At 66.0% G+C, this 15,213-nt stretch carries 11 protein-coding genes; 7 read left to right on the forward strand and 4 right to left on the reverse strand.

What is annotated here, in order from left to right; genetic code table 11:
• Positions 1 to 83 precede the first annotated feature (83 nt).
• The 4 genes from IEX93_RS10395 to IEX93_RS10410 all read left to right on the forward strand — a co-directional run bounded on the left by IEX93_RS10395 (position 84) and on the right by IEX93_RS10410 (position 6,540).
• Complete coding sequence (locus tag IEX93_RS10395; protein WP_188848129.1) at positions 84 to 599, forward strand: hypothetical protein; 516 nt, start codon at positions 84 to 86, stop codon at positions 597 to 599.
• Positions 596 to 4,003, forward strand: a complete 3,408-nt coding sequence (locus tag IEX93_RS10400; protein WP_188848130.1) for a helicase-related protein — start codon at positions 596 to 598, stop codon at positions 4,001 to 4,003. Before IEX93_RS10395 ends, IEX93_RS10400 begins: the two co-directional genes overlap by 4 nt.
• Positions 4,004 to 4,148: 145 nt before the next feature.
• Positions 4,149 to 5,111, forward strand: a complete 963-nt coding sequence (locus tag IEX93_RS10405) for a COG1470 family protein (protein WP_188848131.1) — start codon at positions 4,149 to 4,151, stop codon at positions 5,109 to 5,111.
• Between the two features lie 109 nt (positions 5,112 to 5,220).
• Complete coding sequence (locus IEX93_RS10410; protein WP_188848132.1) at positions 5,221 to 6,540, forward strand: M12 family metallopeptidase; 1,320 nt, start codon at positions 5,221 to 5,223, stop codon at positions 6,538 to 6,540.
• A 60-nt stretch (positions 6,541 to 6,600) separates the two neighbouring features.
• On the opposite strand, the gene IEX93_RS10415 is transcribed toward IEX93_RS10410, so the two are convergent.
• Both IEX93_RS10415 and IEX93_RS10420 read right to left on the reverse strand, forming a co-directional pair.
• Positions 6,601 to 7,296: a thermonuclease family protein gene (locus IEX93_RS10415; RefSeq protein ID WP_014511127.1), complete on the reverse strand. Its 696-nt coding sequence runs from the start codon at positions 7,294 to 7,296 to the stop codon at positions 6,601 to 6,603.
• A gap of 166 nt (positions 7,297 to 7,462) precedes the next feature.
• Entirely contained in the window at positions 7,463 to 8,515 is a 1,053-nt protein-coding gene (locus IEX93_RS10420; protein WP_188848133.1) for an exodeoxyribonuclease VII large subunit, read from the reverse strand.
• Positions 8,516 to 8,718: 203 nt separating this feature from the next.
• Between IEX93_RS10420 and IEX93_RS10425 the strand changes: the two genes are divergently transcribed.
• From IEX93_RS10425 to IEX93_RS10435, 3 genes are all read left to right on the forward strand, one after another.
• Entirely contained in the window at positions 8,719 to 9,657 is a 939-nt protein-coding gene (locus tag IEX93_RS10425) for an AAA family ATPase (protein WP_229906173.1), read from the forward strand.
• A 299-nt stretch (positions 9,658 to 9,956) separates the two neighbouring features.
• The gene (locus tag IEX93_RS10430; protein WP_188848134.1) at positions 9,957 to 10,763 is read left to right on the forward strand and encodes a hypothetical protein; all 807 of its coding nucleotides are present in this window, start codon (positions 9,957 to 9,959) and stop codon (positions 10,761 to 10,763) included.
• A 67-nt stretch (positions 10,764 to 10,830) separates the two neighbouring features.
• A complete protein-coding gene (locus tag IEX93_RS10435; RefSeq protein ID WP_188848135.1) occupies positions 10,831 to 11,346 on the forward strand; it encodes a reverse transcriptase-like protein in 516 nt (171 codons plus the stop codon).
• Positions 11,347 to 11,748: 402 nt separating this feature from the next.
• Here the strand turns inward: IEX93_RS10435 and IEX93_RS10440 are convergent, their stop codons facing one another.
• On the reverse strand, positions 11,749 to 13,791 hold the full coding sequence (locus IEX93_RS10440; protein ID WP_229906174.1) for a UvrD-helicase domain-containing protein: 2,043 nt from the start codon (positions 13,789 to 13,791) through the stop codon (positions 11,749 to 11,751).
• A 332-nt stretch (positions 13,792 to 14,123) separates the two neighbouring features.
• Entirely contained in the window at positions 14,124 to 14,813 is a 690-nt protein-coding gene (locus tag IEX93_RS10445) for an IS5-like element ISTth7 family transposase (RefSeq protein WP_188848137.1), read from the reverse strand.
• Positions 14,814 to 15,213: the final 400 nt, after the last annotated feature.

Genomic DNA, 15,213 nt, shown 5'->3' on the forward strand with positions numbered 1-15,213 from the left:
TGTATTTACCCAAGCCCCCTTCTTTATTGGCGTGTCAATGGATATGCGGGTGAATATCCGAAAGGGGGGATATAGAAGGAAAAATGCTTGAGGGAAGATGGGATGATCCTTTTCTTGAAAAGGAGGTTGCGGCGGAATTGGGAATACCCTACCATCCTGGCGGGACTGGGAAGCCTCCAAATGACCTCCAACAGGTAAGGGATCTTTTTCATGTTTGGAGTCGGAAAGCTTTCGCCGGAATAAAGAAAACCGACGTTGACCTGGTTTTGTTAAGCGACAAGAACGATGCGCGCGTGTTAGTCGAAGTAAAGCGCTCAGCGAAAAAGAAAGTCGGGGAGTGGATTCCCTACCCGATTGACCCCTATGATGGCTTAGCCTACTTCGCACGGACTTGGGGGGCGAAGCTCGTCACCGTTCACCACGAAATCATTGGTGGAGGCCATGCTGAGAAACCTTCTCCCGAAAACATCTTAGTTGACGTTTTTGCTTATGATCCTAGGTCTCCCTTCGATTTTGCCTCCTTTGCTTGTGAAAACAACCGTCGAGTGACTACCCTGGATGAGTTGGTCGTTGAACTGAAGTCCCTCCTTGAACAATGAGCCGCTTCATCACCAACCACCCCACCAAAGACCTCGCCGCCCGCCTCGCCGAGCTCATCAGCTTCTCCAAAGAGCTCAAGTTCCTCGTGGGCTTCTTCTACTTCTCGGGCTGGCAGGAGCTCTACGAACCCCTCCGCAAGGCGGCGCAGGAGAACCCGGACCTCCGGCTTAAGGTCCTGGTGGGCATGGGGGTGGACCGCCGCGCGGGGGAGCTTATCGAGGTGGCCAAGGGGTTTCGGGGGACGGGGCGCGAGGTGGCGCAGGCCCTGGTGGAGGGGCTCGCCCAGGCCCTTTCCGACCCCAGCCTGGACCTGCCCGACTTCCCCGAGCAGGCCCGCTTCTTCCTCGGCCTCCTCAAGGAGAAGAGACTGGAGATCCGCAAGACCCGCGAGCCCAACCACGCCAAGCTCTACCTCTTCAAGGTGGACGCCCCGCAACAGAGGCTCCTGGGGAGCCCAGGGAAGTTCATCACGGGCTCCTCCAACCTCACCCACGCGGGGCTCAGGGGCCAGCACGAGTTCAACGTGGAGATCGGGGACTACGGCTTCGAGGAGGCCGAGGCTTACTTCGACGAGCTCTGGAAAAACGCGGTTCCCCTCCGCCCCGAGGACGTCCTCCGCCTCGAGGAGGTCGTGGAGCGTGGCTCCCTCGCCGCCCTCCCCACTCCCTTCGAGATCTACGCCCTTCTCCTCAGGCGCTACCTGGACGTGGTGGAGGCCCTCCCGGAAAGGCAGGCCCCCGCGCTCTACCTGGAGAGGATCGGGTACCGCCCCTTGCGCTACCAGCTGGACGCCGTGGAGCTCCTCCTCCGGATCCTCGAGGAATACGGCGGGGCCATCCTCGCCGACGTGGTGGGGCTTGGCAAGACCGTGGTGGCGGCCCTCGTGGCGCGGGAGCATGGGGGGCGGGGGATCGTCATCGCCCCGCCCGGCCTCATCGGGGAGAGCGGCCAGTACGGCTGGCTGAAGTACCTGGAGGACTTCGGCCTCTACGACTGGAGGGCCTTCTCCACGGGCAAGCTGGACGAGGCCCTCGCCTTCGTCCAGGGTCCCGGCAAGGACGTGGAGCTCGTCATCGTGGACGAGGCCCACCGCTTCCGCAACCCCGACACCGAGAGCTACGCCCTGCTCCAGGCCATCACCGCGGGCAGAAAGGTCCTTCTCCTCACGGCCACGCCCTACAACAACTACCCCCTGGATGTCTTCGCCCTCCTCCGGCTCTTCACCGTCCCCGGGAACGCCAAGGTGGGGCCCACCTCCGACCTCGAGGGGTACTTTCGCGAGCTCACCGAGAGGTTCAGGGCCTACAGCTACGTCCTTCGCTACCACGCTTCTCTTGACAGAAAGAAGCAGGAGAAGGCCAAAAGGCTCTACCGGGCGCACTTCGACCGGGATCCTCCCGTGGACACAAGGCTCGTGGAAAAGGCCCTGGAGGAGGTCGCCCGGGAGGTCCGCTCGGTCCTCGCCCCCGTCACGGTGCGCCGCAACCGGCTGGACCTGGTGAAGGATCCCCGCTACCGGGAGCACCTCCCGGAGTTCTCCCGCCTGGAGGACCCCAAGCCTCTCTTCTACGAGCTTTCCCCCGAGCAGTCGGCGTTCTACGACCAGGTGGTGGACGAGTGGTTCGGCCCCGAGGGGGCCTTCAAGGGGGCGATCTACCAGCCCGCCCTCTACCGGGAAGGGTTCTTCGGGGAAGAGGAGGAGATAGAGGAGTCCCCCGAGAAGATCTTCGCCGTGGAGTCCCAGCGGAACCTCGCCGACTTCATGCGTCGCCTTCTGGTCCGGCGCTTCGAGAGCTCCTTCGGGGCCTTCGTCCGCACGGTGGAGCGGCTCGTAAAGGCCCACGAGAGGGCGCTCAGTTTCGCCAAAGAAACGGGCTACTTCATCCTTGGGCGCGACGGCCTGGAGAAGCTCCTCTCCCGCTTTGAGGCCGGGGAGGAGCCCATCGAGGTGGAAGAGTTCCTGGAGCTCCTCCTCCAGGAGGACGCCGAGGCCATCGCCAGGGGGGAGCGGAGCCGGGAGCGGGTGTACCGCCTGGAGGAGTTCGCCCAAAGGGACCTCTTCCTCCGCCACATCGAGGACGACCTCGTCCTGCTCACTCGCGTCTACGCCCAAGCCGCCAAGCTTAGGCTCGCCGATCCTGAGCAGGATCCCAAGGCCGAGGCCCTCGTACGGTTCCTCCGGGAGAGCCTGCGGAAGGAGCCCCAGCGCAAGGTCGTGGTCTTCTCCGAGTTCACCGACACCGTGGAGCACGTCGCCGAACGCTTGAGGAGTTCGGGGATCAGGGTCCTCGCCGTGGGGAGGCAGGTGAGCGCGAACCTGATCCGGGAGGTGGTCCTCAACTTCGACGCCTCCCTCCCTGAGGAACGCCGCCGCGACGACTACGACGTGCTGGTCACCAGCGATAAGCTCTCCGAAGGCGTCAACCTCCACCGGGCGGGGACCGTGGTCAACTACGACATCCCTTGGAACCCCACCCGCTTGATCCAGCGCGTGGGGCGGATCAACCGCATCGGGCAGAAGGTTTTCGACAATCTCTACATCTATCACTTCTTCCCCACGGAGAGGGGGAAGGGCGTGGTGGACCCGAGCCAGGTGGCCGCTCACAAGCTCTTCCTGATCCACAAGGCCCTGGGGGAGGACGCCAAGGTGCTTTCCCCCGAAGAAGAGCCTAGCCCCGCTATGGTCTACCACAAGCTCACCCACCTTCCCGAGGAAGAGGAGAGCTTCGACACCTGGGTGCGCCTGGAGTGGGAGCGGGTGAGGGCGCTCGAGCCTGGAATAGAGGAGAGGATCGCCCGCTTGCCCAACCGGGTGAAGGCGGCGCGGCCCGGAGAGGAGCGGGTGCTCCTCGTGGCCCGGAAAGGCCTCGGCTTCTACGCCTATACGAAGGAAGGGGATGGGCGGCCCCGGCCCGTGCCCTTTCCCGAAGCCCTGGGAGAGGCGAGGGCGGAGCCCGATACGCCGCGGCTGGAGCCCAGCCCGCGCTTTTGGGAAATTTATCGTGAGCTGGAGAAGGAGCTCTCCCGTACCGAGCCCGCGCCCTTTCCTTCCAACTCCCTCGAGCAGAAGGCCCTCCGCAACCTGAACGCGGCCAAGGTGCGCTACAAGCGGTATGGAGACGAGGCGAAGGTGGCTCTCCTCGAGGCTTTGATCAAGGACATCCGCCGGTACAAGCGCCTTCCCCGGTACGTCCTCCGCCGCCTCGCCCAGGTCGACCTGGACGGCGAAGAGGAAGCTTACCGGCGATTTGACGCGGTGCTGGAAGAGGTCGGCGCCCGCTTTGGGCACATCGTCGGTCGGGATCCTCAAGGGGGGCATGCGCCCGAGATGGTGGTGGCCCTGGAGTGGCGGGGCGATGTCGGTCGCCATCCTCGTGAAGAGGAGGGCCCGGATGCGGGGTGAGCTTCCGGGGCTAGGGCTTGCTCCCGGAAGCCCTGTGGAAGTTTTTTATTCTTAGTGCTACCAAGGAGGCGAGGGCGCTATGAAGGAAAAGCTCAGGCGTCTACCTCTGAGTCTCGGGCTCGTTCTCCTATTCACTGCTTGCCCCATGCAGTCTCCTTCGGGCGGTGGGGGTGGAGGTGGATCCACTCCTTCTCCTACCTTCTCCCTCTCCCTGAGCCCTTCAAGCCTCGCGGTCCAGCAGGGGGACAGCGCCCAGACCACCCTCACCGTCACCCCCCAGAACGGCTTCACGGGGACGGTCAATCTCTCCCTGGTGAACGGCCACGACCAGGTACCCCAGGGGCTTTCCCTCTCGCCCACGAGCGTCCAGGTCACGGGGTCCAGCCTCTTGAGCCGGGCCCTCACTCTCACCGCCTCCTCCACCCCCACGGGCACCTACCGGATCAAGGTGCGGGGCACCTCGGGAAGCCTCACCAAGGAGGCGGACCTCACCGTCACGGTGAGCGCCCCGCAAAAAGCATCCCTGACCCTTGAGTTAGAGGGCAACGGGGCGGTGGTGGCGGACTCGAGGGCGTGCCGTTCCGGGACCTCTTGTACCTGGGAGTTTTCCAAGGGGACTTCCTTGACCCTTACCGCCCTTCCGGATGAGGGGCACTATTTCGCGGGGTGGAGGGAGGCTTGCTCGGGGTTTGGGGCCTGCACCCTCGTGCTTCACGAGGATGCCCGGGTGAAGGCCTCCTTTGCCCCCATCGTGGGAGACTTCCAGCTGGGCGAGCTTCCTTCCCCGGTGGTCGTCCCCGCCGGGGCCAAGACGGAGCTGGTCGTGGAGCTGGTCCTCATGGGGGGCCTTTCGGCGCCTCCCGGGGCGTACGGGGTGGAGCTCTCCGGTCGGCTCGTAGGTACCGGGGTGGACCAGGTCCAGTACCGTTTCCTTCCCGAGAGGTCCCAGGAGGGGAGACTGGTCTTGGAGCTCCAGGGGCCGGATCCGGACGAGGTCTGGACCTACTTCTCCGCCCCCACGGAGCTCACGGTGGCCCTCGGCAACCTCAGGCGCACCGCCCTCTTTCACCTGGCGGTCGCGACGTGCGTGGCCGGTTGTGGGAGGTAGGCGATGAGGCGTTGGACGGCGTGGACGGCCCTTTCTGTAGCTTTTGGCGGCGTGCGCTCTTACCCCTAGGGTCTCCCGGGAGGCCCCCACCTGGGAACCGGTTTGGCTCATGCTTCCCGACGGGAGCGAGGTGAAGGTGGAGGGCCAGAGGGTTCCTTGGGCCCCTCCTGGGTACGTGGTGGTCCAGGGGGACATCCTGGTCCCCCGGGCCCCTGCGCGCCCTGAGGCCCTGACCCCCCAGGGCCTCGCCCTGGAACCCCTCACCTGGGGGCGGCTCTGGCCCTACGGGGTGGTGCCCTACGAGGTGGACCCCGGCGTGAGCCAGATGCAAAGGGAGGTCATCCAGCAGGCCCTGGCCCACGTCCAGGAGAAAACCCCCATCCGCTTCGTACCGCGCACCACTGAGGAGGACTACGTCCGCTTCATCAGCGACGGGGTACCGGGAACCTGCTGGTCGGTCCTGGGGAAGGGGGGAGGGGCCCAGGACCTGGACGTCTACTGCGGCCAGGGTGGGGTTCCCTCCATGGGCACCGTGGTCCACGAGATCCTCCACGCCCTGGGCTTCATGCACGAACAGAGCCGGGCCGACCGGGACGAGTACGTGGAGATCCTTTGGGAGAACATCGAGGAGGGTTTCTGGAGGCAGTTCGTGAAGATCGGCGGGCAAGGAAAGCTCTACCAGGCTTACGACTACGACTCCGTCATGCACTACCACGCCAAGGCCTTTTCCAAGAACGGGGGCTACACCATCCTGCCCAAGAACGGTGTCCCCCCGGAGCGCCTGGGGCAACGTAAGGGCCTGAGCCCCGGGGACGCGGAGGCCGTGCGCCTCTACTACACCACCCCCCTCCTCCGGCTCAGGTGGTGGTTCCACCAGACCACGTACACCACGGACTACACCTTCCCCCAGGAGCTCCTCAACGTGGGGGCCGTGGACGCCCGGGTCACGGGCGTGGTCCTGGAGGGGAGGTGGCTCCAAGGCGCCGAGCTGGCTTCTTCGGAGATCCCCGCCGGCGGCTCGGCCACCGTGACCTTCCGCGCCAAGGCCTGCCCCGGCCCCGGCTTCCAGGCGGAGAAGGTGACCCTCCAGGTGGAGGGCGGCGAGGCCTACGAGGTCAGCTACACCCGCGCCTGCTACCGCTACCCCGACCAGACGACCCTCCTCCGGCTGGATCCGGCGGGTAGGGAGACCCTCCTCCTCACCTACGGGGAGTGGACCTGGGCGAAGGAGTACGCCCTGGAGGGCAGGGTGGGGAACACGCCCATCTCCCTGCCTTTCACCAGGCTCACCAGCGAGCGCTCCCAGCCCCTCTACACCGCCCTGGTGCCCCTCAGGGGGCTGGCGGGCGAGGAGGTATGCCTCCGGATCACGCCTCTGGACTCGGGGTCTAGCCCTACCTCGGCGGAGGCGTGCGCGGTCGTCCCTTGAGGGGAGCGGAACCCATCCCGGTGCCCGGCTTTGGGTCTTGGGCGTCCCTTGCGTTCTCCGTTACTCGCACCCCACCCCATCCCCGTCCCGGTCAAAGTGGTGCGGGTCCGGGGGCAGGACCTTGAAGCGCCTGTAGGGGATGTCCTTGCAGTCCAGGTCCGGGGGCGGCGGCGGGACGCACACCGTGGGGTAGGCGGGGTCGCACCCTTTCCGGTCCGGGGCGGGGCCTTGGGGCCTCGAGGCCTGCCCCCCTCCCCACATTCCCACCCCCTTGGCCCGGGCCTCCCGGGCGGCCTGGAGGTAGAGGGCGGCGTAGCGGACATTGGGGGGCACGGTGTAGGGCTCGGCCCACCCGGCCCTCACCAGCTCCAGGTTCACCTGAAGAAACCGCCTCCCCCCGTGGATCCAGTCCCCCCTGGGATCCTCCAGGTATAGGTAGGCCAGCACCCTCCGGTAGCGGTCCCGCTCCTGGGCGTCCAGCTCCACCCACACCTTCCTCCCCTGGAGCAGGCGGGCGAGGAAGGCCTTGGCCTCGAGGCCCAGCCGCACCTCCTCGGGGCCCGAGGTGCGGTGGTTGGAGGTGCTCTCCGGGGCGTCAATCCCGATGAGGCGAACGGGCCCTAGGCCCTGAAGTTCCACCGTGTCCCCGTCCACCACACGGAGGACGGCCACTGGGCCCTGGAGCCGGCCCTCCGGGGCGAGGGCCAGGACCAGGGCGAGCAACCAGGGGAGAAGCCCGAGCGCTCTTAAGCCCACCTTCTTAGCCTACCCGGCCGGATTCGCCACGGCTTCTCCCATTCCCTATCCGGGCCAAAGAGGGGAGAGGTTCAAGGGTGAGTTGCTTTTTGGCGGAGAATTGCGCCACCGATAGGCGTTTCCGCCTTCCCTCGGAATCCCCTCCACCCCGGGGGCCCTTTGTGCTTCATCCCCTCGCGAGGAGAAGGAGGATTGCCGCAGCCAAGAGGAAGAGAGCAACTCCCCGCCACAGGGCAAGGCCGCGCCTCAGGCGGTCCATTTCCTGAACCAGGCGGGCGGGCTCCTGCTCCAGCCGCCTTATTCTTTCCTTCAGCAGATCCCGTTCGGTCCTCGCCGCCTTAGCCTCCTCCTGGGCCCGCTCCAGGAGATCGGAGAGCTTGGCGGCCTCTCTTTCCCGCTCCACCGCCTCCACCACCTCCTTGAGGAAGTGCCCTAGGGCTGTGGGTGTGGGAAAGGCCTCGTCCGCCAGGGCCTCCACCCACAGGGTGTCCGCCGCATGGCCCAGGGCCACCACGATGGGCTTGGGGCAGGAGGCCACCGCGTTCCACACCTCGGGGCCGTCCAGAGGCTTTAAGTCTTCCGGATCCCCTCCTCCCCGGATCAGGGCCACCAGGTGGTAGGGCCCTTCCACCACCTGGGCGAGGGCTTCTGCCACGGCCCCAGGGTTGGCGAGGCTCACCCGCCTCTGGTCCACCCGGTAGCGGTCCCGGGCGCTTCCCATGGAGACCTCCACGTCCTTGTGGACAATGGCGTTTTCCCCCAGCACCAGGGCTAAAGCGGGGGTTTCCCCCTTGCGGAGGAGGCCCATAAGAAATCCCCGTACGTCCACCTTCTCCCGGCTCCTCTGGGGCAAGCGGACCTCCGGGGTAGGGGAGGCCTCCGCTTCCTCGTGGATGGCTTCTACCTGGAAGACGAAGGGAAGTCCCTTGTTGGAAGGGGCGAGTTCCGGGGTCACGGAGAGGACGTAACTCCTTCCCTCCCTGAGGGTGATCCCTAGGGGAACCTTGAGGCGGATGGAAGTGGATCCTCCCTTGAAGTCGCCGTAGTAAAAGTTCCCCCATGCCTTCTGGGAATGGTTGGCAAAGGTGCCCTGAACCAGGTAGGGCCCTTCCTCCCGAAGGCGGCGGAAGACTTCTCTGGTCAGGAGGGACTGGAGATTCTTGAGGAGCTGATCTGGGGTCACAGGGGAGGGGTTCTGGGGTGACCCATTCGGCTTCATAACGGTTACAGTCTAAATGCCTGCCTCTTTTCCCCGGGATATCATGGGGTTCCAAGATGGGATCCACCTCCGAGTTGTCCGCGGCGAAGGCGTCTGGCGGGATGACCCTTGAGGAAGCCCGCTCTTTTCTCCGAAGACTAAAGAGCCGGCGCGACAAAGAGGAGGGCGCCAGGCCGATCTTACAGGTCTGGCAAGGGGGGGCCTTGAGCGGCGTCCTTCTTGCCGGGGAGGTGGCCCTCCTCTACGGCGAGGCCAAGGTGGGCAAGAGCCGGGCGGCGGTGGCCCTCTTGGGCTGGCCCGATGGGGAGAGGGCCGCGCCGGATTCCCCGAGCGAGGACGGGGGCGATGCGGTGCGCTCCAGGTCCTGGCGCGTGAGGGCACCCCTGGACCTGCGCTTCTACCTCTACCACGCCACGGAGACCCGGTACGCCCACCTGAGGAAGTACGCCCAAACCCTGGGGGCCGAGGGCCTCACCGAGCACATCCTTCCCTTCAACGACGTGGGGGAGCTGGAGCGCGCCCTGCAGGCCATTCAGCGTCTGGCCGAAGAGAAGAAGGCCCCTGCATTGGTCGTGGTGGACTCCCTTATCAAGCTGGTTCCTCCCCAACAGAGCGAGAACGAGGCCAAGGCCATGGACGAGGTCATGGCCCGGCTCAAGCGGGCCATCTCGCCGTCGGAGAGGGAGCCTTTGGTGGGCCTTGTGGTCATCCACCACGCCACCAAGGGCAACAGCGGTCCCCGGGGCTCCGGGGCCATCGCCGCCAACGCCGACCACATCTTCCGCCTCGAGCCCAGGCGGGAGGGGGAGGAGGACTGGGGCCTCCTCCTCTACGAGAGGGGCCGGGGCGACGTTTGGCGGGAGGTGGAGGAGGTCTTGCGGGTGCGGGTGAGGGGGCTTCGCCGGGCCAGCTCCTCAAGCGCCAAGGGGGTTAAAAGGGCCTCCAAGAGGTCCAGGGAGTCGTACATCGAGAGGGCTCGGGAACGCTTCGGCGGGCGGATTTTCTCGGAGGAGGAGCTTTTCCGCTACCTCACGGACGAGCTCGGGCTTCCCGAGTCTAGGGCCCGGGGCAACATCAGTTTGTGGAAGTCTCGGGAGAAGCTCTTGAGCCAGGGTGAAGGGCTCTTCTTTAAGAAAGGGTAGGTTTCTTCCCCCTTTCATAATTCAAGCGAAAAACGCGTGAAAATCCTGTTCTGAGCGGGGTTTTTTCGTTTTCCCCCACACCCCATAAAAAGCTAAGAAAACACGGGGCGGCCCAGAAGGGCCGCCCCAGACCAAGGAGTGAAAAGGGAATGAAGTGAGAAGTAAAAGGGTGGGCCTAACGGCCCCTGGAGGTTGATGAGGGGGGGTACCCCCCCAAGCCCCCTTTGGAACGGGCCTAGGGGGAAGCGGTTAGCCCGGCCGAAGGCCGGGCGGCCTTCTCAACGGAAAGGAGGAAAAGCATGCTCTGGGACGACGACATGGGTTGGGAGATCGAAGAAGACCTCGACTGGGAGGACCGGGAGGCTCTGGAGGAGTACCGCTACTGGTTGGACTGGGCGGACGGGGTGCTGAACCAGGACCCCGAGCCCGGGGAGGCCTCGGAGGCGGAGGCCGAGGTGGACCTCCTCCCGGGGCCGGAGCTTCCCGAGGAGGTTCTGGAGGCCCTTGCGGAGGCGCCCCTCGCCTACTGGTGGAGCCTGACGGAAGCCCTCCAGGAGCTGGAACAGGAGGCCGGGATGTTTCTGGAGGGCCGGGTTAGGGTGAAGCTCCACCTCCTCCGCCTCCTGCTTGGCCTCCTCCCCCTCGCGGAGGACGAACCCCTCTTGAAGCTTCGGGTGCGGGAGGACGCTGCCTCCGAACCCAGGCTGGTGCCGCTCACCAAGGACGACCTGAGGCGGGTGGTGGAGGGGTGGCTTGAGCTCTACGCCCTGGATTTTCCCAGCCAGGCCTACGAGGAGATGAAGGCCTTCCGGCGCTTCCTGGAGGGGAGCCTTTGGGAGAAGCACCCCGCGCTAGCCCCGCTCCTTCTGGTGTGCACCGCCCTTTGGGACCACCTCGAGGCCCTCCACGATCCCGACCTGGACATCCCCCCGTGGGCGGACACCCTGGTCCGGAAGGCGCTGAAGCGCCGCAAGCGGGCCTTGAAGAGGCGGTTTGGCCCCAACGATCTCGCCGCCTTTGGCCTCACCCAGTCCCTGGAGGAGAGCGAGGACCTCTACGAGCTGGTGGCCCTGGAGGCTCTTCTGGGCTTCGCCGAGGGCGAGTAGGGAAGAGCGTGGGCAAGAAGGGCGGCCGGGAGACCGGCCGCCCCGTTCTTTAGGAAGGAGGAGAAAGGTGAACAAGCCGGTGGTGGTGTACACGGACGCTTCGGTGGATCCCGAGAGGGGGGTTGGCGGCTTGGCGGTCCTCGGCCTGGTGCAGGCCAAGGGTGGGGGGAGGTTTTCCGCTTCCCTGGCTCTCCCCGTGGGGGACTCCACCCTGGCCGAGGCTTGGGCGGTCAAGCTGGCCCTGGAGGTGGTGCTCCTGACCCTCGGGCCCCAGACCCCGGTTACCGTCTTCTGCGACAACGAGTCCGTGGTGGAGCACCTCCAGAACGGGAAGCGCAACGGGCGGCAGGACCTGAACCGGGCCTTGGAAGGCGTGGCCAGGCTCAAGGGGCTCCTGAGGGTCACCTTCCGCCACAAACCCCGGTGCAGCACCCCGGAGATGAGGTGGGTGGACGCCAGGGCCAAGGAAGCCCTGGAGTGGGCGAGGAAGGGCGGGCCCATCCAGGCCTCCAAGCCCGAGCCTTCCCGGGCCAAGCCCAAGGGGCTTCTCTGGAGGATTCTCCGCTGGATCCTGGGAGGGTAGCCACGGCACGGTAGGCCTTTCTTCGCGTGTAAGAGGCTTCAAGGGGCTGGAAGGCCGGAGGAGGGGGGCGGCCTCGATGTTCGCCTCCCTCCGGTTCTTCCTGATCCCGGGCTTTCCTTGCGCACTTTTCTTGTATGGCCCGGATGAACCGAGGGTAGCGGTTCGGCGAACAGGAGGGGGCAGGGTAGACTTGGTCCGGCCGTGCTGGGTCTGGCCTTGCTGGGGCCGTGGAGGAGAAAGAGCAGGGCCTTGAAGGATTCCCGGAGGTGAGGTCTCGGCGGCAGCTCCGGAGTGGGAGACTTTGTGTGTGTCAAAATCTCCGCGCCTTTCCCCCACACCCCAAGGGAGGGGCCCTACGTTTCGACGGGCACTAAGAGCGTGCACATAGAGCGAGGGGAAAGGCTAACCCTCCTCTCCGAGGAGCCCCATCTCCCGCATGGCCTCTGCTACTGCTTTAGAGGCCTCCTCCACGAGGAGGGCCGCCAGGACCTCTGCCACCTCCTTCAAGCGGTCCTCGAGCTTGGCGAGCACCCTCGCCTCCAACTCCCGCAGAAGGTCAGCGCTCACGCCCGCCCCGCCCACCGAAAGCGGGGAGACCGAAGGGGGCTTCACGAGCCCTTCGCCCTGGAAGAAGCGCTCGTGGAGGTCCGGCAGCTGGTCGAGCCCGAGGAACCTCCGCGCCCGCGTGAGGGCCACGTAGACGACGTTCTCCTCCTCCTTGAGCTCGTCCAAGGCCCCCTGCTTGCGGTAGAACTCCCGGACCTTCTCGTCCCACACGGGGATGAAGTCCCCCCAGAGCACCACCCGGTCCCACTCTCTCCCCTTGGCCTTGTGGAGAGTGGAGACCACGAGGTCCGCCTTCCCCTCTTCGTCGGCCTGAGCGCGCTTCAGAAGCCTAGCGAGCTCCAGGAGGTCGTACCTGCGCGCGAGCCGGACGAGCATCCGGGCCTGGGGGTGGTTGACCTCCTTGGCGAGCTCCTCCCAGTTCTCCACCAGGGCGAGCTCCGGGTGAGGGTTTTCCCGCTCGCCCCCCACCTTGAGAAGGTGAGCGTCCCGAAGAAGCCACGCGATCTCGTCCACGCCGCCGACCACGAAGACCCTCGCGCCCTCCCGCCCCTCCTCGAGGAGGAAGCTGGTGACGGCCTCCACGGCCCCCGCGTTCGTCCTGCAGAGGGCGGTGTAAGGGGGTTCGGGGCGGGCCAGAGAGACCTCCGTGTCCCAAGGGGCCTTGCCGTGAAGCTCGATGGGGGAGCCCACGTGGGCCATGAACCGCCTCACTCCCCGAGCGAGGTCCTCGCCGAAGCGGAAGCTCCAGGTGAGCTTCCTCTCCGGGGCGTCCAGCTTGTCCATGGCGTTCACCGCCCCGCGCCAGCCGTAGATCTGCTGGCGCGGGTCCCCCACGTAGACCCGGCGGAGCTCCCCCCGGTGGGCCTCGAGGACCTGCAGGAAGACGGGGGAGAGGTCTTGGGCCTCGTCCACCAAGACCGCGTCGTACCCCCGGATCTTGGCCCCCGCCTGGGCCCAGATCTTGACGAAGCCGTCGAAGGAGAGAGGGAAGGGGTCGTCGGGATCCTGCATCAGCCTCCAGATGAGCCTCACTGCCTTGAGGACGTACTCCTCGGAAGGGAGGTCCTTGCGGCGCTGGAGGGCTTCCCGGTACTCCAGGGGGATGTGAGCGGGAGTGGGCACCTCCGAGGCCGAGCGGAGAAAGGCCTCCAAGGTGCTCCGGATCACGTAGGCGAGGGCGTAGCGTTCCCTGGGAAGCTCCAGGGCCTCGAGGACGTCCCCCGGGGTGACGCGACCGTTCCTCGCCGCGAGCTTCCTCTGGTAGGCCCCGCTTCCCCTCACCACGTGGCGGTGGGCCAGGCCGTGAAGGGTGAGGACCTCGACGTTCTCGGGGAAGGTGCGCTCCGCCTCGTCGCGCACGGAGCGGTTGAAGGCTACGTAGAGAAGGCGCTCCTTAGGAGCGCTCTGGGCCATGAGGCGCAAAGTGGTGGTCTTGCCGCTCCCCGCCACGGCCACGAGCTTCATGTCCTCGCGGGAGAGGAACGCCCGCACGGCCTCCTCCTGCTCGGGCGTGGGGGTGAAGCGGGGCGGGGAAGAGCGGGCGGCTTGAACGGGAGGGGAAAGGGGCTTAGGGGGCGGAGGAGGGCCCTGGAGAAAGGAGGCCTTGGAAGCGAGCTCCGCCGTGGGCTTGAACCGTTCGGCCTTCCTGTAAAGGGCTTCCCGCTCCTCCGGGGAGAGGCGATTCCACGTCCTGAACCACAAAAGCCCCGCCCGGAGGACCTCGGGCTTCTCCGCCGCCACCTCCAAAAAGCTCTGGATCGCGTCCTTGACGACCGAGGTCCGGGCGAGCTCTTCCAGACGCTCCCACGCGTACGCCTCGAGCTCGGCCCCTTCCTTGCCCTCCGCCTCTCTCACCAGGGTGTGTAGGGAAGCGCTCACGGGGCCGAGAAAGTTGGGCGGCAAGGCGGTGGAAAAGACACGCCAGGCGAGAAGGATTTCCTCTTCGAGGGGGATTGCTTTTGTCTCTTCCTCGCCTCCAAAGGGCGAAAGCATTTGAAATCACTATACCTTAACCCAAGTTGCTACCTATCCCCTGGATCTGAAGGTCGTGTAAGGATTTATGTGTAAGGGTCCGTGTTTAATAGGGGGGCACACCTTAGCACGAGGAGGTGCCCCGTGGACCAGGATACCTTGCGGATCTTGCTGAGGGAGATGCTTCAGGAGCGGTATGCCCCCCGTACACAGACTCTTACACATAACTCTGGGCTTGCCTAGTAAATTGCCTTGTACCCCGGAGGGGGCGGGAGAAGGGAGAGAAGAACCCTAAGGCCGTAGGCGATGAGCTCCAAAAAGGCCCGCGCCATGGCCGTCCAAGGCTTCCGCTCCCAAAGGTACCCCCCACCCAGCCGCGTCTTCATCCCCCCAAACACCCCCTCCACCACCCCGCGAAACCGGTACACCTCAGGGTCCCACCCCTCCCGCGCCCGCACCCGCGCCTCCTCCCTGGCCTCGCCCCCGCCCCGAAGCCGGATCACCGGCCGCACCCCCGCCTCCCCCAAAACCCCCCACACCTCCTTCCCGTCAAACCCCGCGTCCCCCAAAAGCCACCCCCCGGAAGGAGGAAACCGCCTCAGCACCTCCCCACCAAGCCGGGGGTCCGGGGCGTAGCCCTCCCCCACCACTCCACCCCAGGGCCATAAGAGCCGCCTCTCCCTATCCCACCGCATCAGGGCCAGAAGCCGCGCGTGCCCCCGCACCCGCCGCACCTCCTTCCCCCGACGAAAGCGGAGAAGCCGGTCCTTGCTCCGGTAGGCCAGCCCCGTGGTGTCCATGAGGTAGAGGGGGGGAAAGCGCCGCCAGGTGTGCCGGCGCCTCGTCCGAAGCCGCTTCGCCTTCCGGCGAGGACTCCGGGGCGAGATGGGCCTCCAGTTCCCGGGAAAGCCTCTCCAGGAGGGCCTCAAGGAGTTTGGGGTCCAGGTGCTTGAGGGCGTAGCGGGCCAGGGACTGGTGGGAAGGGAAGGGGCCTTCCATCAGGTCCTGGAGTGAGGCCTCCGTCTCGCGGTAGGTGAGGCGGAAGAAGGCGCGGAAGAGAAGGAGGGCCAGGTAAAGGGCGTGGTCGTAGTGCCAGGGGCGGCCCCGCTTGCCTTTGGGGGTGGGAGGGGCCACCTCCCGGGCCAGGCGCAGGCAGTGTTCCAGGACCTCCTTGGGGCTTGCCTCCCTGCGAAGGAAGCCTCGCTTGCCCATCAGGAGAGAGATATACACCCGTCCTCCTGACCTTTGCAAGGCAAGCCCATGGCCAGGGCTTTACCCAAAACTCCTTCCTCGCCCTCCCTTAGCCTGCTTCAAGAGTTCTTGGGTGAC

Source organism: Thermus composti (genome assembly GCF_014647535.1).
Taxonomy (GTDB): Bacteria; Deinococcota; Deinococci; order Deinococcales; family Thermaceae; genus Thermus; species Thermus composti.

What these genes read in the sequence shown, in the direction of transcription:
- IEX93_RS10420 (WP_188848133.1), bottom strand. Translation starts at nt 8,515, where the DNA reads ATGAAGCCGAATGGGTCACCCCAGAACCCCTCCCCTGTGACCCCAGAT.
- IEX93_RS10410 (WP_188848132.1), top strand. Translation starts at nt 5,221, where the DNA reads ATGCTTCCCGACGGGAGCGAGGTGAAGGTGGAGGGCCAGAGGGTTCCT.
- IEX93_RS10430 (WP_188848134.1), top strand. Translation starts at nt 9,957, where the DNA reads ATGCTCTGGGACGACGACATGGGTTGGGAGATCGAAGAAGACCTCGAC.
- IEX93_RS10405 (WP_188848131.1), top strand. Translation starts at nt 4,149, where the DNA reads ATGCAGTCTCCTTCGGGCGGTGGGGGTGGAGGTGGATCCACTCCTTCT.
- IEX93_RS10395 (WP_188848129.1), top strand. Translation starts at nt 84, where the DNA reads ATGCTTGAGGGAAGATGGGATGATCCTTTTCTTGAAAAGGAGGTTGCG.
- IEX93_RS10400 (WP_188848130.1), top strand. Translation starts at nt 596, where the DNA reads ATGAGCCGCTTCATCACCAACCACCCCACCAAAGACCTCGCCGCCCGC.